This window comes from Caulobacter sp. 05L422, assembly GCF_056397765.1.
In genome coordinates, this window is the sequence record NZ_JBFTOB010000033.1 from 17,260 (window position 1) to 38,622 (window position 21,363).

General features: G+C 69.3%; 14 protein-coding genes. 5 read left to right on the top strand and 9 right to left on the bottom strand.

Translation table 11 applies throughout. The features are described from left to right. The first annotated feature begins 213 nt into the window (after positions 1-213). Entirely contained in the window at positions 214-3,249 is a 3,036-nt protein-coding gene (locus AC1DMQ_RS24440; protein ID WP_477036134.1) for a DUF4982 domain-containing protein, read from the top strand. Here AC1DMQ_RS24440 and AC1DMQ_RS24445 read toward each other — a convergent pair. Together AC1DMQ_RS24445 and AC1DMQ_RS24450 are read right to left on the bottom strand one after the other, a co-directional pair. Next, positions 3,246-4,595, bottom strand: coding sequence for an ATP-binding protein (locus tag AC1DMQ_RS24445; RefSeq protein WP_477036135.1), 1,350 nt, complete (start codon positions 4,593-4,595; stop codon positions 3,246-3,248). The two genes, AC1DMQ_RS24440 and AC1DMQ_RS24445, sit on opposite strands and share 4 nt — an antisense overlap. Continuing rightward, positions 4,592-5,317 carry a response regulator gene (locus AC1DMQ_RS24450; RefSeq protein WP_477036136.1) on the bottom strand — a complete coding sequence of 242 codons (726 nt, stop codon included), beginning with the start codon at positions 5,315-5,317 and terminating at the stop codon, positions 4,592-4,594. The genes AC1DMQ_RS24445 and AC1DMQ_RS24450 overlap by 4 nt, the downstream gene beginning before the upstream one ends. Before the next feature lie 157 nt (positions 5,318-5,474). On the opposite strand from AC1DMQ_RS24450, the gene AC1DMQ_RS24455 reads away from it, so the two are divergent. The 3 genes from AC1DMQ_RS24455 to AC1DMQ_RS24465 all read left to right on the top strand — a co-directional run bounded on the left by AC1DMQ_RS24455 (position 5,475) and on the right by AC1DMQ_RS24465 (position 7,292). Continuing rightward, positions 5,475-5,882 (top strand): hypothetical protein, encoded by a 408-nt coding sequence (locus AC1DMQ_RS24455; RefSeq protein ID WP_477036137.1) that lies wholly within the window; start codon positions 5,475-5,477, stop codon positions 5,880-5,882. A gap of 70 nt (positions 5,883-5,952) precedes the next feature. Further along, complete coding sequence (locus tag AC1DMQ_RS24460; protein WP_477036138.1) at positions 5,953-6,372, top strand: EF-hand domain-containing protein; 420 nt, start codon at positions 5,953-5,955, stop codon at positions 6,370-6,372. Beyond that, positions 6,369-7,292 (top strand): alpha/beta hydrolase, encoded by a 924-nt coding sequence (locus tag AC1DMQ_RS24465; protein ID WP_477036139.1) that lies wholly within the window; start codon positions 6,369-6,371, stop codon positions 7,290-7,292. The genes AC1DMQ_RS24460 and AC1DMQ_RS24465 overlap by 4 nt, the downstream gene beginning before the upstream one ends. Positions 7,293-7,442: 150 nt before the next feature. Here the strand turns inward: AC1DMQ_RS24465 and AC1DMQ_RS24470 are convergent, their stop codons facing one another. After that, positions 7,443-8,792: an oligogalacturonate lyase family protein gene (locus tag AC1DMQ_RS24470; protein WP_477036140.1), complete on the bottom strand. Its 1,350-nt coding sequence runs from the start codon at positions 8,790-8,792 to the stop codon at positions 7,443-7,445. Positions 8,793-8,800: 8 nt separating this feature from the next. Continuing rightward, a complete protein-coding gene (locus AC1DMQ_RS24475; RefSeq protein ID WP_477036141.1) occupies positions 8,801-10,663 on the bottom strand; it encodes a rhamnogalacturonan lyase in 1,863 nt (620 codons plus the stop codon). Between the two features lie 400 nt (positions 10,664-11,063). Here AC1DMQ_RS24475 and AC1DMQ_RS24480 point away from each other — a divergent pair, with 400 nt between their 5' ends. After that, positions 11,064-14,207 carry a TonB-dependent receptor gene (locus AC1DMQ_RS24480; protein ID WP_477036142.1) on the top strand — a complete coding sequence of 1,048 codons (3,144 nt, stop codon included), beginning with the start codon at positions 11,064-11,066 and terminating at the stop codon, positions 14,205-14,207. Between the two features lie 141 nt (positions 14,208-14,348). On the opposite strand, the gene AC1DMQ_RS24485 is transcribed toward AC1DMQ_RS24480, so the two are convergent. The 5 genes from AC1DMQ_RS24485 to AC1DMQ_RS24505 form a co-directional block, all read right to left on the bottom strand. Then, entirely contained in the window at positions 14,349-15,053 is a 705-nt protein-coding gene (locus AC1DMQ_RS24485) for a DUF6250 domain-containing protein (RefSeq protein WP_477036143.1), read from the bottom strand. Continuing rightward, a complete protein-coding gene (locus tag AC1DMQ_RS24490; RefSeq protein ID WP_477036144.1) occupies positions 15,053-16,513 on the bottom strand; it encodes a rhamnogalacturonidase in 1,461 nt (486 codons plus the stop codon). Before AC1DMQ_RS24490 ends, AC1DMQ_RS24485 begins: the two co-directional genes overlap by 1 nt. After that, positions 16,510-17,487: an alpha/beta hydrolase gene (locus AC1DMQ_RS24495; protein WP_477036145.1), complete on the bottom strand. Its 978-nt coding sequence runs from the start codon at positions 17,485-17,487 to the stop codon at positions 16,510-16,512. Before AC1DMQ_RS24495 ends, AC1DMQ_RS24490 begins: the two co-directional genes overlap by 4 nt. After that, positions 17,477-18,667: a rhamnogalacturonan acetylesterase gene (locus tag AC1DMQ_RS24500; protein WP_477036146.1), complete on the bottom strand. Its 1,191-nt coding sequence runs from the start codon at positions 18,665-18,667 to the stop codon at positions 17,477-17,479. Before AC1DMQ_RS24500 ends, AC1DMQ_RS24495 begins: the two co-directional genes overlap by 11 nt. A gap of 208 nt (positions 18,668-18,875) precedes the next feature. Then, entirely contained in the window at positions 18,876-21,263 is a 2,388-nt protein-coding gene (locus AC1DMQ_RS24505) for a glycoside hydrolase family 2 TIM barrel-domain containing protein (RefSeq protein WP_477036147.1), read from the bottom strand. Positions 21,264-21,363 lie beyond the last annotated feature (100 nt).

Consider the following 21,363-nt stretch of genomic DNA (forward strand, 5'->3'; position numbering starts at 1 on the left):
GCACCGGAAGGTGCTCCGCTGGCCCGGATAGGGGGAAGAACGGGCGAGTGCGTGTGTGGGGAGGGAAGGAACCGAGGTTCAAATCCCAGCGGCTAAAGTTCCACAATATGGAACATCATCCGATATAATGAGAATGCTTGACAGCGTACCGGATGTCAAGCCACAGGTGGCGAAAGGCCTGAAAGTGGCCTGGCCAATTTTGGAGGCGGCACGATGCGACGCGTTTCGGGATCGATCCTGGGCTGGCTGTGCGCCGTCTTCTGCCTGGCCGGCGTGGCCACCGCCGCGCCCCGCGTCGATCGAGGCTTCAATGACGACTGGCGGATGGCGACGGGTGATATCGCCGGCGCCGAGAAGCCCGACTTCGACGACGCCGCCTGGAAGCCCGTCACCCTGCCGCGCGCCTGGAACGAGGACGAGGCCTTCAAGGTCGACATCCACGACCTGAAGGGCGCAATCGTCTGGTACCGCAAGAGCCTGGTCCTGCCGACCGACGCCGGGCCGGCGGTCGGCGGCAAGGCCTTCATCGCGTTCGAGGGCGTGCGCCAAGCCGGCGACGTCTATGTGAACGGCGTGCTGGTCGGCGGCCACGAGAACGGCGTCACGGCCTTCGGCGTCGACGCCACCAAGGCCCTGAAGCCCGCGCCGTTCGTCAACGTGGTGGCCGTGCGGGTCGACAGCGACTGGAAGTACAAGGAGCGCGCCACGGGCAGCGCCTTCCAGTGGAACAACAACAATTTCAACGTCAATTACGGCGGGATCCACCGGGCGGTGCGCCTGCACCTGACCGACAGCCTGCACCAGACCCTGCCGCTGTATTCCAGCCTGGGCACCACCGGCGTCTATGTCTGGGCCGACGGGTTCGACATCAAGGGCGGCGCCGCGACGGTCCATGCGGAGTCGCAGGTGCGCAACGAGTCCGACCGACCGCGCACCTTCAAGTACCGGGTGAGCCTGCGCGACGTCGACGGCAAGTCGGCTGGGGCGTTCGACGGCCCCACCGTCACCCTGGCCCCGGGCGAGACCCGCACCGTCTCGGCCCAAGCGCCGCTGAAGGGCCTGCATTTCTGGAGCTGGGGCTACGGCTATCTCTACGCGGTCACGACCGAGCTGGTGGAGAACGGCGCGACCGTGGACACGGCCGTCACCCGGACCGGCTTCCGCAAGACCGAGTTCCGCAACGGGATGATCTTCCTCAACGACCGGGTCATGCAGGTGCACGGCTACGCCCAGCGCACCAGCAACGAGTGGCCGGCCCTGGGAACCGACATCCCGCCGTGGGTCAGCGACTTCTCCAACGCCCTGATGGTGGAGAGCGGCGGCAATCTGGTGCGCTGGATGCACATCACGCCCGCCGCCCAGGACGTCGAGTCCGCCGACCGCGTGGGCCTGCCCCAGGCCATGCCGGCCGGCGACGCCGAGAGCGACGTCACGGGCCGCCGCTGGGAACAGCGGATCGAGGTGATGCGCGACGCCATCGTCCGCTTCCGCAACAACCCCTCGATCCTGTTCTACGAGGGCGGCAACGAGAACATCAGCGACGAGCACATGGCGCAGCTGAAGGCCGTCCGCGACCAGTTCGACCCGCACGGCGGCCGCGCCATCGGCTCGCGCGAGATGCTGTCCAGCAAGGTCGCCGAATACGGCGGCGAGATGCTGTACATCAACAAGAGCGGGACCAAGCCGGTCTGGGCCATGGAATATTCCCGCGACGAGGCGGCCCGGAAGTTCCAGGACGACTTCACCCCGCCGTTCCACATCGACAGCCCCGACTACAACCGCAACCAGGACAGCCACGCGGCCGAGGATGTTCGCCGCTGGTTCGACTACTGGCGCGAACGGCCCGGCGGCGGCGACCGCGTCAGCTCGGGCGGGGTCAACATCATCTTCTCCGACAGCAACACCCACTTCCGCGGCGACAACAATTACCGCCGCAGCGGCGAGGTCGACGCCATGCGCCTGCCCAAGGCGGGCTTCTACGCCCACCAGGTGATGTGGGACGGCTGGGTCGACGTCGAGCATCCGCGCAGCCACATCATCGGCCACTGGAACTACGCGCCGGGCGTGACCAAGGACGTGCTGGTGGTCTCCAGCGCCGACAGCGTCGAGCTGCTGCTGAACGGCAAGTCGCTGGGCAAGGGCGTGAAGTCGGACGGCTTCCTGTTCACCTTCAAGGCCGTGGCCTGGACGCCGGGGACCCTGCGCGCGGTCGGTCGCGACGCCGGCGGCAAGATCGTCTCGTCCGACGAGCGCGTCACCACAGGACCGGCCGTGGCCCTGCGCCTGACGCCGCATGTCGGTCCGTTCGGTTGGAAGGCCGACGCGGCAGACATCGCCCTGGTCGACGTCGAGGCGGTGGACGCCCAGGGCCGGCGCGTGCCCACGGCGCTGGACCTGGTGAAGTTCGACGTGTCCGGTCCGGCCGAATGGCGCGGCGGCATCGCCCAGGGCGACTCCAAGGGCGGGGCCAAGCCGACCCAGGCGCCGGCTTCGTCGGGCGAGGTCGTCACCGGGGCGCACACCGTCGACGGCGTGACCTCCTACGCCGGCGCCTCGCGCGGCGACGACAACTACATCCTGTCGCGCGACCTGCCGGTCGAGGCCGGGATCAACCGCGTGGCCCTGCGCTCGACCCTGGAGGCGGGCAAGGTCACGGTGACGGCCCGGGCCGAAGGGTTGAAGTCCACGACCGTGTCTCTCGAGGTCGCCGCTCCGGCGGCGAACGACGCCCTGCCGCCGGTCAGCTTGGCGCGGGGCCCGACGCCTTCGACGCCGTCGTACAAGGTGCGCCGCGTGGCCTTGAAGCCTGCCGCCACCGTGGCGGGCTCGAACCAGGCCACCGTCGGCCTCACCGTCGACGATGACGAGATGACCCACTGGGCCAGCGACGGCCAGCTGGCCAACGCCTGGATCGAGTACCAGCTCGACAAGCCGCAGGTGGTCGACGAGGTGGTGCTGAAGCTGATCGGCTGGCGCCTGCGCTCTTACCCGCTGCGCATCACGATGGACGGCGTGACGGTCTACGAGGGCCTGCCCGCCAAGAGCCTGGGCTACGTCACCCTGCCGCTGAAGCCGGCGAAGGGCCGCAAGCTGCGCATCGCCCTGATCGGCCCCACGGTCGACCGCGACGCCTTCGGCAAGATCGTCGAGATCACCGGTGCCCGCGCCGGCCTCGACACCGGCGCCGAGAAGGTGGCGGCCGGCGGCGGCCTGGGGATCATCGAGGCGGAGCTCTATCGCAAGCCCTAGGCTCGCGGCGGTCCGGAAGGCAGCTCGATCGTCGCCGCCAGCCCGCCTTCGGGACGGTTGGCCAGGGTCAGGCGGCCGGCCTGGCCCTTGGCGAGGGCCTGGACGATCGACAGGCCCAAGCCGGCCCCGCCGGTGCGGCGGTTGCGCGAGGCCTCGCCGCGTTCGAACGGGGCGGTCAGGGTTTCCAGCATCTCGACCGGCAGGCCCGGCCCGTCGTCCAGCACCATGATCTCGACGCGGCGTCCGAAGGGGCGGGCGTCGACGGTCACCGCGCCGCCGTAGCGGGCGGCGTTGTCGATCAGGTTGTCGACCATGCGGCGCAGGGCCAGGGGCGAGGCCCAGGCCGCGCCGGCCGCCTCGGGCGCCAGCAGCACCGCCTGACCCATCTCGAGGCGCAAGGCGACCAGGGTCTCGAGCTCGTGGCGGACGTCGACCGACCGCGCGCCGTCGCCGCGTCCGGCGTCCTGGCGGGCGAACAGCAGGGTGTCGTCCAGCAGTTGGGCCATCTCGGCCAGGTCGCTTCCGGCCTTGGCGCGTTGGGCCTCGTCGGCGATGAACTCGGCGCGCAGGGTCAGGCGGGTCAGGTAGGTGCGCAGGTCGTGGGCGATGGCCGCCAGCATCCGCGTGCGCTCGTCCATCAGGCTCCGGATCCGCCCCTGCATCGTGTTGAAGGCCGCGGACAGTTCGCGCAGTTCGCGGGGACCCCGCAGCGGCAGGGCCTTGGCGTCCAGGTTGTCGCCGAACCGCGCGACCTCGTGGGCCAGCTGGCTGACCGGCCGGGTGGTCTGGCGCACGGCCAGGGTCAGCATCAGCAGGGTGACGACCAGCAGGGCGGCGGCGGCCAGCGAGACCCGACTGAAGAACTGCCGCGCCGTCTCCGGCGCGCGGCGACGCAGCACCAGCACTTCGCCGTCGGCCAGCCGCACCGACAGCCGCAGGGCCTGGCGGCCGGGCAGGGCGTCCTGGCGCAACCGGCCGCCGCGCCGGATGTCGATCCGCAGGTCCCGCGCGCCCAGCGCCTGTCGATAGGCCTGATAGCCGGGATCGCCCGCGTCGGCGGCCCGTGCGCGCAGCTGCAGGGGCAGGAAATCGGCCTCCAGCGTGGTGCGGATAACCCCGGTGTCCAACGCCTTGACCACCTTGGACCGGGCCGATGGCGGACTGGCCTCGACCGCCTCGACGATGGCCCGGGCCTCGGACGGACGGGGCAGTTGATAGAAGCGCACCCCGCCTTCGCCCCGACCTTGCGGCCAGACCAGCAGGGCCGCGCCGATCACCAGCATGACCGCCAGTCCGGCCAGCAGGATGGCCGTCATGCGCGTGGAGAGGTTGTCGGACAGCATCATGGCTGGAGCCGCTCGGCCGGTGCGCTGAACAGGTAGCCGCCGCCGCGCACGGTCTTGATCAGGGCGCCGCCGCCAGGACCCTCGGCCAGCTTGCGGCGCAGGCGGCTGAGCAGCACGTCGACGGCGCGGTCGAACGGCTCGGCGCTGCGACCCCGGGTCCAGTCCAGAAGTTGGTCGCGGCTCAGCACCCGCTGGGGATGACGCAGGAAGGCCATCAGCAGGTCGTGCTCGCCGCCGGTCAGGACCACGGGCTTTCCGTCGGGATCGGTCAGGTCGCGGCTGGCGGTGTCGAGCCGCCAGCCGGCGAAGCCCAGCACCTCGCCCGGCGGGGCGCTGGCAACCCGATGGACCTCGCGTGTGCGGCGCAGGATCGCCTTCACCCGGGCCAGCAGCTCGCGCGGATTGTAGGGTTTGGACAGATAGTCGTCGGCGCCGATCTCCAGGCCGATCACCCGGTCGATGTCGTCGCCCTTGGCGGTGACCATCAGGATTGCTATGTCGCCGGCCGTCCGCAGGCGACGGCAGACCGACAGGCCGTCCTCGCCGGGCATCATGATGTCCAGCAGCACCAAGTCCACCCGGCGGCGGGCGGCCAGGCGGTCGAAGGCCTCGGCGTCGGCGCAGCCCACGACCTCGTAGCCCTCGCGGCGCAGCAGCCCCAAGGTCAGGTCCCGGATTTCGGCGTCGTCTTCCACGACCGCGATCAGCGTGTTGTCGGCCATGGCCAAGGAGATGCCTCAAGCCTTCGCCCAGCGGAAGCCGCCGCCGGGCCCGTTTACACTTCGACACACTTCGTTGGGCGCGAGCAAACCGGGAATTGCGCGGCGGTGGTCAGATGGCGGCGTCGAGGGACACCGACCCACTCCCCATGGAGCCATCATGCGTAAGACTTCCATCCTGGCCGCCGGCCTCTCGTCCCTGGCGGTTCTCGCCGCCATGATCGCCGTGCCCGCCCAAGCCGGCCAGCACGGCCGTTTCGTCAGCGTCCAAGGCGCGCGCGGCCACGGCTATGTCCACAACCGCGATGTCAGCCGCCAACCCGGCGCGATCTCGGTGTCGCGCGGGACCCAGACCAATTCCGGCCGCGGCGTGGCCAGCAACCGCAACGCCAGCTGGGGCGATGGCGCCTATCACGGCGGGGCGAGCCGCACGTTCAACAACGGCGCCTCGGCCAGCCGCAGCACCAACGTCGTCGACAACCACGACGGCACGGTCAGCTACGACCATTCGCGCACCGGTTACGACGGCTCGACGCGTTCCGTCAGCGGGACGGTGACCCGCCCCTGATCGAACCCGTCCAGGCCCGCCGCGCCAGGCTCCCCCAAACGGCGCGGCGGGCGTTTTCCGGAGACCGAAAATGAAGATCCTGACCCTGTCCCTCATCTGTCTGGCCGCCATGGGCGCTTCCAGCGCCGATGCGGCCTCGCGCACGCCCGGCGCCGCGCTCGACAAGGCCGACGCCAATCACGACGGCCATGTCACCCGCGACGAATTCAGAGCCTCGCGCGCGGCGCAGTTCCAGCGCCTGGACCGCAACGACGACGGCGTGGTGACGCTGTCGGAGTTCCCCCGCCTGGCCAAGTCGAACCGTCCCAAGGCCCAGGCGCTGAAGACCGTGATCACCCACGCCGACCGCGACGGGGACGGGCGGGTGACCCGCGCCGAGTTCGTCGACGGGCCGGCCCCGTTGTTCGACCGCGCCGACCGCGACCATGACGGCCGCCTGTCGCGCGACGAGGTCGCCGCCGTCCGCGACCAGCTCGAGAGCCTGAAATGACGCTGCGCCGAGCCGTCCTGCTGATCGCCCTGGCGGTGGCCCTGAGCGGGGCCGGCGTCGTCGAGGCCGCTCAGCTGGGCCTTGGCGCGCGCGGGCAGTTGCGCCAGCGTCTGCAAGAGAAGAAGGCCGAGGAAGAGCGTCCGATCGACCTGCAGGCCATCGCGCCCGGCGCCCGCAAGCAGACCGACGCCTATGGGGCCGATCCGGCCCAGCGGCTGGACGTCTACATCCCGCCGGGCGCCCGCGACGCGCCGATCCTGATCATGGTGCACGGCGGCGCGTGGAGGATCGGCGACAAGGCCAACACCGGCTCGGTCGAGAACAAGCTCCAGCACTGGCTGATCCGGGGCTGGATCGTGGTCAGCGTGAACTATCGCATGCTGCCCGACGCCATGGCCTACGAGCAGGCGCAAGATGTCGCCGAGGCGGTGCGATGGGCGCAAGGCCGTGCCGGGAGCTGGGGCGGGGACACTGGGAAGATCATCCTGATGGGACACTCGGCCGGCGCGCACCTTGTGGCGCTGGTCTCGTCGCGGCCCGGCATGGTCAGCCGGCCATGGGCCGGGACGGTGGTGCTGGACTCGGCCGCCTTGCAGATCTCGGCGACCATGGCCGGCCGTCATCCCGGCTTCTACGACCGGGCGTTCGGCGCCGATCCTGCGTACTGGGCCAAGACCTCGCCGATGGACCAGTGGACGCCCGGGGCCGTGCCGATGATGCTGGTCTGCTCGACCCAGCGGCCCGACGATCCCTGCGACGACGCCCGGCGGTTCCAGGCCAAGGCCCGGGCCGGCGGTCGCGACATGCCCGTCCTGCCCCAGGCCCTGACCCATGCCGACATCAACCGGACGCTGGGGGCGCCGGGGGCCTATACGGATACGGTGGACGCGTTCATCGTGGAGCGGCTGAAGGGGCGGTAGTTGGGCGTGGGATCACACCCACTTGCCCCCACCTGACCGCTTCGCGGTCTGTCCGCCCCGTAGGGGGCGGAGGACGTGCGGATCCTCTTCCCCCTCTTGGGGAAGACGGCCGAAGGCCAGTAGGGGGCAAGTGAGTTCGCGCAGAGAGCGCTAAGGCTTAGCCTTCGCCACCTCGACCGCATACACGTGGTTGGCCCCGTGCATGTTCGACCGGAACACGATCCACTTGGCGTCCGGCGTGAAGTTGACGTTGGGCTCCAGCCGGTAGTCGTGGCCCTGCATGTTGACCAGCTTCTCGGTGTCCAGCACGCCCGGCTGGATCAGCGCCTCGGAGCCCGGGGCGTGGATGCCGGCGACGTCCGGGATGGCGCGCGGGCGCATCAGGTACAGCCATTTGCCGTCCGGCGCGTGGGCGACCATCTCGCTGTCGCCGCCGTCGCCGGCGAACAGCTTGCCGTCCGGCGAGGTGTTGAAGTGCACGGACCAGGCGTTGCGGTCCAGGTGCAGCCAGTAGCGCTTGCCGGTGGCGATCTCGTAGCCGGCCACCCAGAAGTCCTCGCCGCGCGGGGTCTGCAGGTCGTACCAGACGGTCTTGCCGTCGGCGCTGAACCACTCGTGGCCGGCGATCTCCATGTTCATGGTCCGGGTGTGGATCTTGACCGGGGCGGCGCCGGGCTTGTCGGTGCGGGTCAGCCACAGGCGGTCGACCTTGTGCCAGGGACCCTCGTGGCAGAACATCAGCAGGTGCGGGTCGGTGGGCGAGAACTGCAGGTGGTTCAGCCAGTCGGTCGCCTGGTGCACGACCTTGCGCTCGCCGGTCGCGGTGTTGATCGTGAAGATCTCCATCGGGATGCGGCTGTCCAGGCGGGCGTTCAGCTGCACCTCGCGGCCCTCGGCGTAGCTGAGCTCGCGGCCGTCCGCGCCCTTCACGTCGTCGGGATTGCGGGGCAGGGCCTCCATCATGTTGGGCGGGATCGGCACGTCGGTGCGCGTGGCGACGCCGGCCAGCAGGGTCTCGTCGGCGTTGATCGTCTGAATGCCGACGCCCTTGGCCAGCTTGGCGATCTGGCGGACCTTGCGGCTGGCCGGATCGGCGGCCTCGACCACGGCCGTGCCGTCCTCGGCGGCCCGTTGATAGTAGATCTGGCCGGTCTTGCGGCCGACGAACAGCAGCCGGACCTTGCCCTCCACGACCGGCTTCAGGTCATGGCTCTTCAGATCGACGACCGAGATCCCGTCGGGCGTGCTGATCGCCAGGAAGCGGCCGTCGGGGGTGTAGCCGTTGTAGTTGAAATAGAGGCTGCCGCTGCCCGGCTTGTCCGACAGGCGGACGACGCGGTGGCCGGTGTCCTTGTCGACCCACTCGCGCGGGGCCTCGGGCAGGCCGGCCTTGGGCTGGGTGACCATGTCCTGGGCCAGGGCGGTCGGAACGGCGAGGGGCGTGGCGACCAGCAACAGGCTGAGCGCGGCGGCGCGGAAGAGGGTGGTCTTGGTGTTCATCGGCGGCCTCACTTGGTCCGGATGTCGGTGCGGGGCGGGGACTTCATGCCTTCGCCCAGATAGAAGCTGGTGTGCGGCGGCTGGTTGTAGGCGGTGTTCTGCCAGGCGATCGACACCCGATACTGCGGATCGTGCATCAACGTGACCAGGCGTCGCTGGGTGACGTAGGGCGTGGCGTAGATCCGCAGCGAGCGGTTGTCCTCGGCGCGCCAGATCACCTCCTCGCGCCAGTCGCCCAGGATGTCGGCCGACAGGGTCGGGGTCGACTTGGTGCCGTTGTTCGAGGTCATGCCTTCGGCGGTCAGCAGGGGCTTGGCCTCGCCGGTCTTCCAGTCCCATTTGCTGATCTGGTTCTTGTCCAGCAGCTCGCGCAGGTCGTCGCCGTCCCACCAGATCGCGAAGTTGGTCTGGCGCGGATGCTTGACCCCTTCGATCGGCTTGCCCTGGGCGGTGTAGAGCAGGTCGCTGTTGGTCCCCCAGGCCTCGTCGCCGGGGAAGCGCGGGTCGATGTCGGCGGCCAGACCCCGGCCGGTGTCCTTGTCGGTGGGGGTGCTCCACAGCACCTTGCCGGTGCGGGCGTCCAGCATGGCCGCGCCGATCCCGCCGTTCTTGCCGGGGCTCTCGTGCACGCCGAACTTCTCAAGGCCCGGATGGGTGGGATCCAGGTCGGAGACATGCATGGCGTCGCCGTGGAACAGCTGGGCGCTCCACAGGCCCTTGCCGTTGTCGTCGACGGTCATCGAGCCGTAGACGATCTCGTCGCGACCGTCGCCGTCGACATCGGCGACGCTGAGCTGATGGTTGCCCTGGCCGCCGAATTTCTCGTTGCCCGGCGCGCTGCTGTCGAACAGCCAGCGCTGGGTCAGCTTGCCGTCCCGGAAGTCCCAGGCCGCCAGGGTGGTGCGGCCGTAATAGCCGCGGGCGAAGATCAGGCTGGGTCGCTGGCCGTCCAGATAGGCGGTTCCGGCCAGGAAGCGGTCGGAGCGGTTGGCGTAGCCGTCGCCCCAGATCTGCGTCATCTGCTCGACCGTGGGGGCGTCCGTACGCGGATCGCGGGGAGGCGAATAGGGCGCGCTGGCCAGGGCCTTGCCCGTCAGGCCGTCGAACACCGTCAGGTATTCGGGGCCCTTGAGGATGCGGCCCTGCACCCTGGCGACTTTCGTGCCGTCCGAGAGAACTGTGGCGCCGGTCCTGTCGCCCTGGGGCCGCTCGCCGCCGCTCTCGCGCCAGTCGGCGTTCGGGTCGCCCAGCACCTTGCCGGTCCCGTCCGTCGCGCCGTCGCTGGTGCGCATGGCGATCTCGGCCTTGCCGTCGCCGTCCAGGTCATAGACCTGGAACTGGGTGTAGTGGGCGCCGGCCCGGATGTTGCGGCCCAGGTCGATCCGCCACAGGCGTTCGCCCTCCAGCGTATAGGCGTCGATGTAGACCGGTCCGGTATAGCCGCCGAAGGCGTTGTCCTTGGAGTTGGTCGGGTCCCACTTGAGGACGATCTCGTAGCGGCCGTCGCCGTCCAGGTCGCCGACGCTGGCGTCGTTGGCGGTGTAGGAATAGGCCTCGCCGCTGGGCGTGACGCCGTCGGCCGGCGGTTGCAGCGGGATGCTCAGATAGCCCTCGGCCCAGACCTTGGCCGGCTTGCCGGCCGGGGCTTCCTTGCCGCCGATGACGGCGCGCACAGCGTAGGTCGCGGACGAAACGCCGGTCTTGTCGACGAAGTCGGTGGGCCCCGTCAGCGGCGCGGCGTTCAGCTTCGCGCCGTCGCGATAGAGGTTGAAGGCGGTCCTGGCGGGATCGTCGCCCAGCAGCCTCCAACTGACCAGCACGCCCCCGTCGATGGCCGGCACGGCGACCAGGCCGCGGTCGAGGGCTTCCATTTGACGAGGTTTTGGCGCGGAGAGCGCCGATCCGGCCACGGACGACAGCGCCGTCGCGCACAACAGAGCCGCCGTCGCGACCCGGTTCCCACCACGCTTACTCATGCGTCGAATCCCTTGTGTTTCCCCGTTTCCCAGCTTGCGACGGCCATTCTTCGCGGCCTTCAGGTCGGCGCGTGGGCCGCCTCGCAAGCGATGCAGCAACCTTACACCACGGAAACAAAGTTCTGTCTTCCCACAAATTGCGTTGACATCTCAGCATGTGGAACTATTCATATTGTATGAGAAATGCGCCGCCGTGCGCTGCGAGCCGTCCGTTCAAGGACCGCCGCAGGGCCGGTAAGGCGCCCGGGGCCCTTCGTCGGGAGCTCCTGGGTCATGGTTAGAGGGAGGGAACCCAATGCTTGCATCCACTCGCCGTCGTCACGCGGCCATCGCCACGACATCCTTGCTGGCCCTGGCGGCCGGCCTGGCTTGCGCCACGAGCGTCAGCGCCCAGACGGCCCCGGCCGCCGGCGCGAGCGCCGAGTCCAGCACGATCGAGGAAGTCGTCGTCGTCGGCACGCGCGCCAGCCTGCAGTCGGCCATGAACCGCAAGAAGCGGAACGGCACGATTTCCGACTCGATCGTCGCCGAAGACATCGGCCAGTTCCCCGACAAGAACATCGGCGAGGCCCTGGGCCGGGTGACGGGCGTCCAGCTGGCCCGCGACTTCGGTGAAGGCAACGCGGTCTCGATCCGCGGCGTCGAACCCGACCTGAACCGCGTCGAAATCAACGGCATGAGCACCCTGTCGACCGCCGGCAACCTGTCGGTCTACGGCGGCGGCGGCCGTTCCAACGACTTCCGCGAACTGGCCGCCGAACTGGTCCAGTCGATCGACGTGTTCAAGGGCTTCACCGCCGACATGACCGAAGGCGGCGTCGGCGGCACGGTCTCGGTGATCACCCGCAAGCCGCTGGACTTCGCCAAGCCCACCATCTCGATGACCGCTTCCGCCCAGAAGCTGGACACGATGGATGACTGGACCCCGCGCGGCAACATCATCGCGGCCGGCAAGTTCTTCGACGACCGCCTGGGCCTGATGGCCAACGTCACCTACGACAAGGTCGATACGCGCGGCGACTTCGTACGCAACTCGTCGTGGGGCCGCTTCGCGGACTTCGACGCCTCGGCCGACAAGACGGTCCCGTACTACAACAGCGTCTACAACCAGCAGATCAACGACCTGGCGCGCAACGTCACGACCCAGGCCGGCTGTACCGCCCTGAGCACGCCGGACTCGACCCAGATCTCGACCACGAACCTGCGCACCGCCTGTCAGTCGCAGTGGTACGACTACGCGCCGCGCACGGCCCGCTACGGCGTCTGGTACCGCGGCGACGAGCGCGTGACCGCCGAGTTCACCGCGCAGTACCGCTTCACCGACAAGCTCGACGCCTGGATCAGCTACAATCGCAACGAGCGCAGCCAGACGCTCAACGACATCAACTATGGCACCGACTTCACCTCGGCGATCCGTCTGCGCAACACGGCCACCGCCACGACCTGCTCGGGCACCGACACCACGGCCAGCTCGGTCAAGGTCGACGCCGGCCACAACGTCATCGGCTATACGCTGGGCAACTGCCTGAACACCGCCAGCGCCGGCGGCCAGAGCGGCTTCGGCATCAGCGCCCGCGACTTCTCGCTCAAGACCACCAGCGACTACGTCAGCTTCGGCGGCCGCTACAAGGGCGACCGCCTGCAGGTCGAGTTCCTGGGCTCGACCGCCAAGACCGACAACGTCACCGAGACCAACAACGTCAGCGTCACCTTCGACACCCCCGGCCTGGCCGTGACCCTGGATCCGGGCACCGGCAACCCGTCGTTCAAGTTCGCGCCGGGCTACAGCCCCAGCGACGCCGCGGCGATCCGTCAGTTCCAGATCCAGTACCGCCCCTCGCTGGCCTACCAGGAAGAAAAGCAGTTCAAGCTCGACTTCGACTACGACACCCATCTGCCGTTCATCACGAAGGTGGAGTTCGGTGGGCGCGCCACGGACTACAAGACCTCGGGCTACGGCTACGGCGGCTTCATCCTGAACGGCGGGGCCAACCCCTACTCGACCCTCGACGACACCGTGATCTACTCCAACGCGGTCAACTCGACGGCGACGATCTCGAACGTCGCCGGCGCGCCCGATCAGACCAATCCGGTGCTCGGCGCGGCCAACACCACGGGCTACTGGGGTTCCAGCGAAGTCTGGTCGCGGGCGTACGCCAACTCGGTGTTCGCCAGCAGCATGTCGCCGCTGCCCAGCGACTTCTACTTCGGCGGCGGCACGACCCCGTCGATGTGGAACTATCCCGACTTCGACAAGATCTCGCAGAGCCTCGACACGACGCACTTCAACCTGAACAACATGAAGTCCACCGTCGGCAACGACGGCAAGACCTACACCCAGATCCCGTACAACATCCGCGAAGAGACCAACGCGCAGTACATCAAGTTCAACTACAACTTCCCGGTCGGTTCCTACGACATCGACGGCAACTTCGGCTGGCGTCGGGTTCAGACCAAGGTGACCGCGGCGGACGTGTCCACGCGGAACTCGACCTACTCGGCGACCAACGGCGGCACCTCGACCACCTACGTTCTGAGCAACAGCCAGGCCTCGTCCAAGAGGGACTACACGGTGTGGCTGCCCAGCTTCAACGTGGGCCTCTGGTTCGTGCCGAACAAGCTGTCGACCCGCTTCGGCTTCGCCCAGCTGATGGCGCGTCCGCGCCTCGACTTCCTGAAGCCGGTGCTGAACTGCACCGACGACCGCTCGCCGGACGCCAATGGCGACTTCGACGAGCCGAGCTGCACGGCCGGCAACCCGGACCTGAAGCCCTATCGCGCCAACCAGTATGACCTGAGCTTCGAATACTATCCGAACCAGGACACCCAGGTTTCGGTGGGTCTGTTCTACAAGGACATCAAGCAGTTCTACGTCTCGTCCCGCACGCTGATCGGCAAGCGCGACGTGTACGGCGACGGCCAGATGTACAACGTCAACACCTACATCAACGGCGACGGCGCCAAGATCTCGGGCGTGGAAATCACGGCCAAGACCGCCTTCACCTTCCTGCCGGGCTTCCTGTCGGGCTTCGGTGTCGACGCCAACTACACCTACCAGAAGGCCAAGGACGTCGAGCTGTACTCGATCCTCGACGGTTCGCCGCTGCCGTTCCCGGGTCTGTCGCCCGACAGCGCCAACGCGACCCTGTGGTACGACAAGGGCCCGTTCAACGCCCGCCTGGCCTACAACTTCCGCTCCAAGTACCTGGTCTCGGCCGCCGACACCTCGGGCCAGCCCGTGTATCGCGACTCCACCGGTTACCTGGACGGCAAGATCACCTGGAAGCCGAACCTCTATAACATCCAAGGCCTGTCGTTCTTCGTCGAAGGCAAGAACCTGACCAAGGAAGAAGAACGCTCCACCGCCGGCGACATCCGCCTGACGGAACTGGGCTACTTCGGTCGCCGCTTCTTCGTCGGCATGACGGCGAAGTTCTAGGACGGAGCCAGGCGGCGGACGTCCCGGTGTCGAGCCCGGGACGTTCGTCGCCGCCCACTCCGAACGTTACGATCTAGGAACGACTTCAGGGCCGCGCCGGCATGGCGCGGCCTTTTCTCTTTGTTGGCGGTGTCAGCGGGCCTAGCGCGCCAGCTGGAACACCCGGAACCGCCGAACGCGCAGATGGCTCAGCGTGGTGCGCAGGCCGAACCAGCCGCGGGTGTAGGGCTCGGCGTCGTTCAGCTCGAACAGCTTGCGCTCGTCGTTCCAGTATTGGATCAGCCCGCCGTCGGCGATCAGCCGCACGGTCTGCCAGCGGTTGGGGACCAGCATCTCGTCGGCCGCCGCGTGATCGTGCTGGGGCAGCAGCGGCCGGTCGCCTGGACGGCCGACATAGCGGCGGAAGCGGGTCGAGTTGTTGGCGTTGCCGCCCTGGCCCACATAATAGGTCTTCAGGGTGTCGTAGTCGGCGAAGGCGCCTGTTCGTGGCGTGGCGAGCGGGCTGCCTCCGCCGGCGTCGCGGGCCATCCAGAAGGCGTTCAGATCGCTGACCCGGTCATTCGGACCGCCTTCCGAGACCGCCAGGGCCTCGTACTGGACGATCACCGGGCCGACCAGTTCGGGGCGGAACCACAGGGTCAGGCCGGCGGGGGTGTCGATGTCGAGCACGCCGTTGTGGACGCCGACCTTGGCGGGCTTCTCGGTCTCGAGCGCCCACTGGTCCAGGCCGTGGCGGAAGTCGTCGGCGTGCAGGCGGCGGCCGCGACGCCAGGGCTCGACCGGGGCGGCCAGAGCGGGAAAGGCGGGCAGGGCGGCCAGGCCGGCGAGGATGGCGCGACGGTTCATCAGGGCTCCTCCACGGCGTCCAGGCCGTTCAGCGCCACGCGTCGCGTCGCCTGCAACAGGATGGGCGGACGCGGATCGGGCGTCAGGGTCTCGATGCGGACGTTGTCCAGTGTCAGGCCCTCGACGTGCCGGGCCCATAGGCCATGGGCCGGGGTCGGGCCGAACATGCTGGGCTCGGGATAGGCCTGGGCCATGTCGCCCGGGCGGCGGTCGGCCCAGTCGGCCTGGCCGCCGCCGGCATAGACCAGTCGGACGTCGGTCAGTTCGACGTTCTGGATCGGATCGCCCTCCAGCCCGGAGAGGGTCGCGGCGTAGTCGGGCAGGATGTCGAAGGCGCTCAGACTTCGGATGCTGACCCGCCGGATCGCCCCGCGGGTCGTGCCGTCCGGACCGCGTCCCCGGTCACCCAGCCGTAGGAACAGCGGGGCGGTGGTGACTTCGCGCATGACGATGTCGCGGATCGTGACGTCCTCGATCACGCCGCCGTCGACGGTCTCCAGCGCCAGGCCCCGCGAGCGGGTGAAGACGCAGTCGCTGATGGTGATGTGGCGGAAACCGCCATTGGACTCGGTGCCCAGCTTGATCCGGCCGGTGACGCGGTCCTGGTCGGGCGCCAGCTGCTGGGTGCGGCCCTGGGTTCCGTCCAGCATCGTGCCCAGGTCGAAGCCGCTGACGTGGCAGCGGACGATCTCGACCCGCTCGGTGGCGCGGACTTCGCCAAGGGCCAGCGAGCTCTTCAGCACGATGGCGTCGTCATTGGGCGTGTTGACCCGGCAGTCGGCGATGGTCACGTCGCGGCAGCAGTCGATGTCCAGGCCGTCGCGGTTGGTGTCGATGCGCAGACTTCGGATCTCCAGATTGTCGCAGCCCGTGGCCAGCACCGCGAAGTGGCCGCCGCGCCAGATCGTGAAGCCGTCCAGGCGGACCCGGCGGGCGTTCTTCAGGGCGATGGCCTTGTTGCCCTGGCCGGCCATGGCCTCCAGGTCGGGCGCGAGGATCGACATCTCCTCGGGCGACAGCCCCGCCATGCTGACCGGGAACTCGCCGGCCTGACGCGTCCAGCGCGAGCCGGGGCCTTCGCGGGTCATGCCCAGGCCGTCGATCATGCCCGGACCGACGACAGCCACGTCCTCGACGTCCTCGCCCCAGATCAGGCTGTTGCGCCAATGGCTGTGGCCGAAGTCCTGGTAGAGGTCGAACGGGTTGGGCTCGGCCGGATCGTAGGCGCCGTCATGGCGGGCCGGGTCGGCGGCCTCCAGCACGCAGTCCTCGTCCAGCCGCAGGGTGACGCCGCTCAGCAGCCGGATCGAGAACGACAGCCAGCGTCCGACCGGCAGCACCACCTCGCCGCCGCCCGCCGCATGGGCGAAGGCGATGGCCGCGTTGATCGCGTCGGTGTCCAGCGTCGCGCCGTCGCCCTTCGCGCCGAAGCCGCGGACGTCGAACGCCGCGCGGGTCATGCGTAGAGGCCGTGCCGTTTGAAGAAGGCGCCCAGCAGGGCCGGCCAGGGCATGGCGACGCCGCCGGGGCCGTTCAGCCCGAAGCCGTGGCCGCCGGACTCGAAGACGTGCAGCTCGCTGGCGATCTTCCGGGCGCGCAGGGCCTGGAACATCATCAGGCTGTTCTCCATCGCCACCACCTTGTCGTCGGCCGCGGCGGCGATGAAGGTCGGCGGGGCGTCGGCGGGGATGTCGTGCTCGGCCGAGACCGCCAGGCGCTGGGCGTCGGTGGGGTTGGCGCCCAGCAGCGACTTCAGCGAGCTGCCGTGGGCGTGGGGCGCGGTCATGGTGACGACCGGATAGAACAGGCCCGCCGCCGACGGCCGGGTCGACAGCTTGTCGGCCGCGTCGATCGGGGCATAGGTCTCGCGACCAAACTGGGTGGCCAAGCGAGCCGCCACGTGGCCGCCGGCCGAGAAGCCGGTCACGGCGATCCGCTCGGGATCCAGGCCCCACTTGCCCGCATTGGCGCGGATCAGGCGGATGGCGCGCTGGGCGTCCTGCAGCGACACGTCCGGACCCGCCGCCCAGCCGTCGGCCGGCAGGCGGTAGTCCATGACGAAGGCGGTGACGCCCTGGTCGGCGATCCAGGCGTCGATCGACCCGCCGGCCTTGCTGACCGCCACGCGGATATAGCCGCCGCCGGGGATCATCAGGATCGCAGCGCCGTTCGGCTTGGCCGGCCGGCGCATCATCAGCCAGGGCTTGGTGACGTTCAGGAACGCCGTGTCGTTGGGATCGCCGCCGGGCTTGCGCAGGATCACCTGCTCGGTGACCGTGACCTTCTCGCCGCCGGGCGGCTTGCCGGGCCACAGGTCCATGACTTCGATGGTCGAGGGGGCGGGCGGCTTCGCCGCCTGTTGGGCGCGGGCCAGGCCCGGAGCGGCGAGGGCGAGAGCGCCCAGGCCCAGGAGCGAGCGACGATCAGTTGCCACGGGGAATCTCCGTGCTGTGGGCGATGCTGGGCGCAAGGACGAACGTATCAGGCGAGGGCGGCCTGGCCGGATCGAACGGCGGAAGGCCGTCGACCAGATGAGCCGCCAGGTCGGGAACCTGGGACCGGATGCCGGCCACGACGCACTCGGCCAGCACATAGGCGCCGTAGTTGTCGTGGTGGGTGGCGTCCTTGCCGCCGTCGCCGAACGCCTTCGGAGCGTCGACCGGACCCAGGGCTTCGTAGAAGGCCGCGCTCATGGTCAGCAGGTCGATCACCGGGACGCCGGTCTCGCGGCCCACGGCGCGCACGGCCTCGGGATAGTCGCCGTGGGTGTTCACGATCTTGCCGGCCGCGTCGAACTTGCGGCGGTGCATCGAGGTCACCAGCACCGGCTTGGCCCCGCGCCGTCGCGCCTCGCCGATATAGGCCTTCAGATAGTCGCGATAGGTGGTGGCGGCCTCGGCGTAGGTCTGGGGCCAGTTGGCCTTCTGGTCGTTGTGGCCGAACTGGATCAGCATCCAGTCTCCGGGCTTGATGCGGCTGAGCAGCTTGTCCAGCCGGTGCTCGAACAGGAACGACTTCAGGGTCTCGCCGGACTCCGCGTGGTTGGCCACCGAAACGTCGGGCTTGAAGAACCGGGGCAGCATCTGGCCCCAGCTGGCGCCGGGCTCGAACCGCTGGTCGGTCACGGTGGAGTCGCCGGCCAGGTAGACCACGGGCACGGTCACGGGCTCGACCCGCATGCGGCGCACGGCGGGGGAGGGTCCGCAGAACTCCAGGGTCAGCTTGTCGTCCCAGTTATACGAGCCCTCCTCGCGCGGATTCAGCAGCACCCGCACGCCGCCGGGGGCGTTGGGCGGCGGCGCCTTCAGAGCGGCGGTGCGGACGTTGACGACGAACGCGACGGTCTTCGTCTTGCCGGGCCGGGCGACGATCCGCTCGGCCATCAGGCGGCGGGACTCGGCCTTGACGGTGGTGTCGGACGCGGTCTTGCCGCCCAGCTCCAGGGTCACCCGATAGTCGCCCTCGGGCACGGCGATCGAGAACAGGAACGGGCCGCCCGCTGGGGAGGACTCGAAGCCATGGCCGACAGCTGGATCGTAGGCGGCGTCGCGGGCGACACGGACATGGCCCGGAGCAACCTTGTCATCGCCGAAATCGAAGGCCCAGGTCTGCATCGGTTTCCCCGGTTCCGCTGCCCAGCTCGCGGTCGGCGCGACGGCGAGGGCGGCGAGGACGGCGCGTCTATGCATCATCAAGGCGCGGCCTCCCTCTGTCCGGTCTCTGGGCGATCTGCGTCGCGCTGCGTTGATCCCAGAAATATCGGCCGCGCCGCACCAAGGCAATGGATTTCATATTGCGAGATCGAGTCCCGTAAAATGGAACTCAAGGCTTGGCGACGGACAGGTTGAGCGTGGCGGGCTTCAGGCCCGGTGCGCTGGCGGTGACCGTCACCACGCCGCCGGCGCCCGATCCGCGCACGAACGCAGTGGCCTTGCCGCGCCAGGCCTGGCGGGTGGGCGAGGCGAACGGCGTGTGGTCGGTCGGGGCGGCGTTGTCGGCGGCGACGAACTGGCCCGAGCCGCCAACCGCGAAGGTGATCGGGGCCTCCGACGACGGCACGACCACGCCCTTGGCGTCCACCACTTGGGCGCGGACGATGGCCAGGTCGTCGAAGGTCGAGCCCACGGTCTTGTCGACGCTGGCCAGCACCAGGCGCGCCGGCGCGCCGGCGGTGCGCAGCACGTCGCGCGGCCCAGAGCCGCCGCACGAGGCCACGACCTCGCCCGGCGCGAAGGTCACCGACCATTGCCGGGGCGAGCCGTCGGCGGGCAGGGGCTTGGCGCCCAGGGCCTTGCCGTTCAGCGTCACGTCCACCGAAGGGCAGTTGCTGTAGACCTCGATGGTCTCGGGATGCGGCGACAGGTCGGCCGGCGTCCAGTCGTCGGCGATGTCGATCTTGGCCCGGGGCGTGGCGACGGCGATCATGGTCGGCAGGGCCGGGGCCGGACCCGCGCCGTCGTTCGACGGGGGAGGGGCGGCGGGGGCGGCGTTGCGCACCACGTGGATCACCGGCGTCTCGGCCCACCAGCCGGCCCGCTGCATGCCCGAGACCTTCAAGGCCCCGGTGCGGTCGATCAGGCCGGCGGGATTGGCGATGTTGGGCCAGCCGCTGCGGTCGGACTCGCCCAGATAGTCGACCCCCGTCCACAGGAACATGCCGGCATAGGGGGCGTAGTCGCGCACGGCGATCCACGAGCCGCGCGTGTGGCTGTTCTCGGTGCCGACGATCTTGCGGCTCGGCTTGGCCTCGTGGGCGGCGGTCAGCTCGTTCTCGCGATAGTTCTGACCGACCACGTCCAGCATGTCGGCCAGGCCGTTCTGGTAGTCGCCGGTCACGTTGGGGCGGAACAGGCCCATGGTCACCGGCCGGGTCTGGTCGGCGGCGTGCATCACGTCCAGCAGGCTCTTCAGCGCCGCCTTGGCCTGGACCGGATAGGCGGTGTCGTGGATCTCGTTGCCGGCGCTCCAGATCACCACGCTCGGATGGTTGCGGTCGCGGCGCAGCATGTCGCGGGCGTCGCGCTTGGACCAGTCGCCGAAGAACAGGTGATAGTCGCCGGGGGTCTTGGCGACGTTCCACTGGTCGAACAGCTCGTCCATGACCACGAAGCCCATCTGGTCGGCCAGGTCCAGGAACTGGGGCGAGGGCGGGTTGTGGGCGGTGCGGATGGCGTTGACGCCCAGCGCCTTCAAGGCGGTGAAGCGCTGGCGCCAGACGGCGATGGGCACGGCCGCGCCCAGGGCGCCGCCGTCGGCGTGCAGGGCCACGCCCTTGAGCTTGATGTTCCTGCCGTTCAGCCAGAAGCCGGTGTCGGCCTCGAACTTCGCCTCGCGGATCCCGAACGGCACGGTCTGGATGTCGCTGACCTGGCCGTCGGCGCCGATCACGCGAACGGTGGCGTGGTAGAGGTTCGGGTGGTCCAGGTCCCACAGTCGCGGCGTGGGAATGACGACGGGGATGGGGAAGGCCAGAGTGCGCGCCGCGGCGATGGGCCGGGCGTTGACCGGCTGGCGGGCCACCACCTTGCCGTCGGGATCGGTGATGATGATTTCCAGCCCCGCCTGAGTGTCGGCTTCGCCGCCGTTGACGACGTCGACCGCGACCCGGACGGCGGCCTCGTCCTTGCCGATCAGAGGCGTGCTGACGAAGACGCCGCCCTGCTCGATCTGCACGGCTCCGGTCTCGATCAGCCGGACCTTCCCGACGATCCCAGAGCCGGCGTACCAGCGCGAGGAGGGGGCGAAGGAGGTGTCGGCCCGCACGGCCAGCACGTTCGGGCCCTCGGCCTTGAGGAAGTCGGTGATGTCGTAGCGCAGGCCGACATAGCCGCTGGGCCGGTGGCCCAGGTGGTGGCCGTTGATCCAGACGCCGCTGCGTTCCATCACCCCGTCCAGCTCGACGAACGTCCGGCGGCCGGGTGTCGGCTTCACGTCCAGCGCCCTGCGGTACCAGGCCACGCCGGTGGGCAGGAAACCGCCGGCCCCGCCGGCCCGGGCGTTGACGTCGAACGGCCCGGCGATGGCCCAGTCGTGGGGGACCGACACGGTGGCCCATTTCGAGTCGTCGAGCGTGGCGGTCTCAGCGCCCTCGGGATCGCCCTGGACGAACCGCCAGCCGTCGGCGAGGGGCGTGGTGACGCGATCGGCGGCGTTGGCGGACGTGGCCAGCAGGCTCAGGGCCGAGGCGGCCAGCAGCAGGGTCTTGAGCAAGGCGAACTCCTGGGGCGTCATGAAACCAAAAATCGGAGACAACTGCGTTTGGTCGTTCTGGATCGGTCGCTTCATCCCACCATGTCCGTCATCCCCGGAC

Coding starts and splice junctions, on each gene's coding strand:
- AC1DMQ_RS24480 (WP_477036142.1), top strand. CDS start 11,064: ATGCTTGCATCCACTCGCCGTCGTCACGCGGCCATCGCCACGACATCC.
- AC1DMQ_RS24460 (WP_477036138.1), top strand. CDS start 5,953: ATGAAGATCCTGACCCTGTCCCTCATCTGTCTGGCCGCCATGGGCGCT.
- AC1DMQ_RS24485 (WP_477036143.1), bottom strand. CDS start 15,053: ATGAACCGTCGCGCCATCCTCGCCGGCCTGGCCGCCCTGCCCGCCTTT.
- AC1DMQ_RS24450 (WP_477036136.1), bottom strand. CDS start 5,317: ATGGCCGACAACACGCTGATCGCGGTCGTGGAAGACGACGCCGAAATC.
- AC1DMQ_RS24500 (WP_477036146.1), bottom strand. CDS start 18,667: ATGCAGACCTGGGCCTTCGATTTCGGCGATGACAAGGTTGCTCCGGGC.
- AC1DMQ_RS24470 (WP_477036140.1), bottom strand. CDS start 8,792: ATGAACACCAAGACCACCCTCTTCCGCGCCGCCGCGCTCAGCCTGTTG.
- AC1DMQ_RS24475 (WP_477036141.1), bottom strand. CDS start 10,663: ATGGAAGCCCTCGACCGCGGCCTGGTCGCCGTGCCGGCCATCGACGGG.
- AC1DMQ_RS24455 (WP_477036137.1), top strand. CDS start 5,475: ATGCGTAAGACTTCCATCCTGGCCGCCGGCCTCTCGTCCCTGGCGGTT.
- AC1DMQ_RS24465 (WP_477036139.1), top strand. CDS start 6,369: ATGACGCTGCGCCGAGCCGTCCTGCTGATCGCCCTGGCGGTGGCCCTG.
- AC1DMQ_RS24445 (WP_477036135.1), bottom strand. CDS start 4,595: ATGATGCTGTCCGACAACCTCTCCACGCGCATGACGGCCATCCTGCTG.
- AC1DMQ_RS24440 (WP_477036134.1), top strand. CDS start 214: ATGCGACGCGTTTCGGGATCGATCCTGGGCTGGCTGTGCGCCGTCTTC.
- AC1DMQ_RS24490 (WP_477036144.1), bottom strand. CDS start 16,513: ATGACCCGCGCGGCGTTCGACGTCCGCGGCTTCGGCGCGAAGGGCGAC.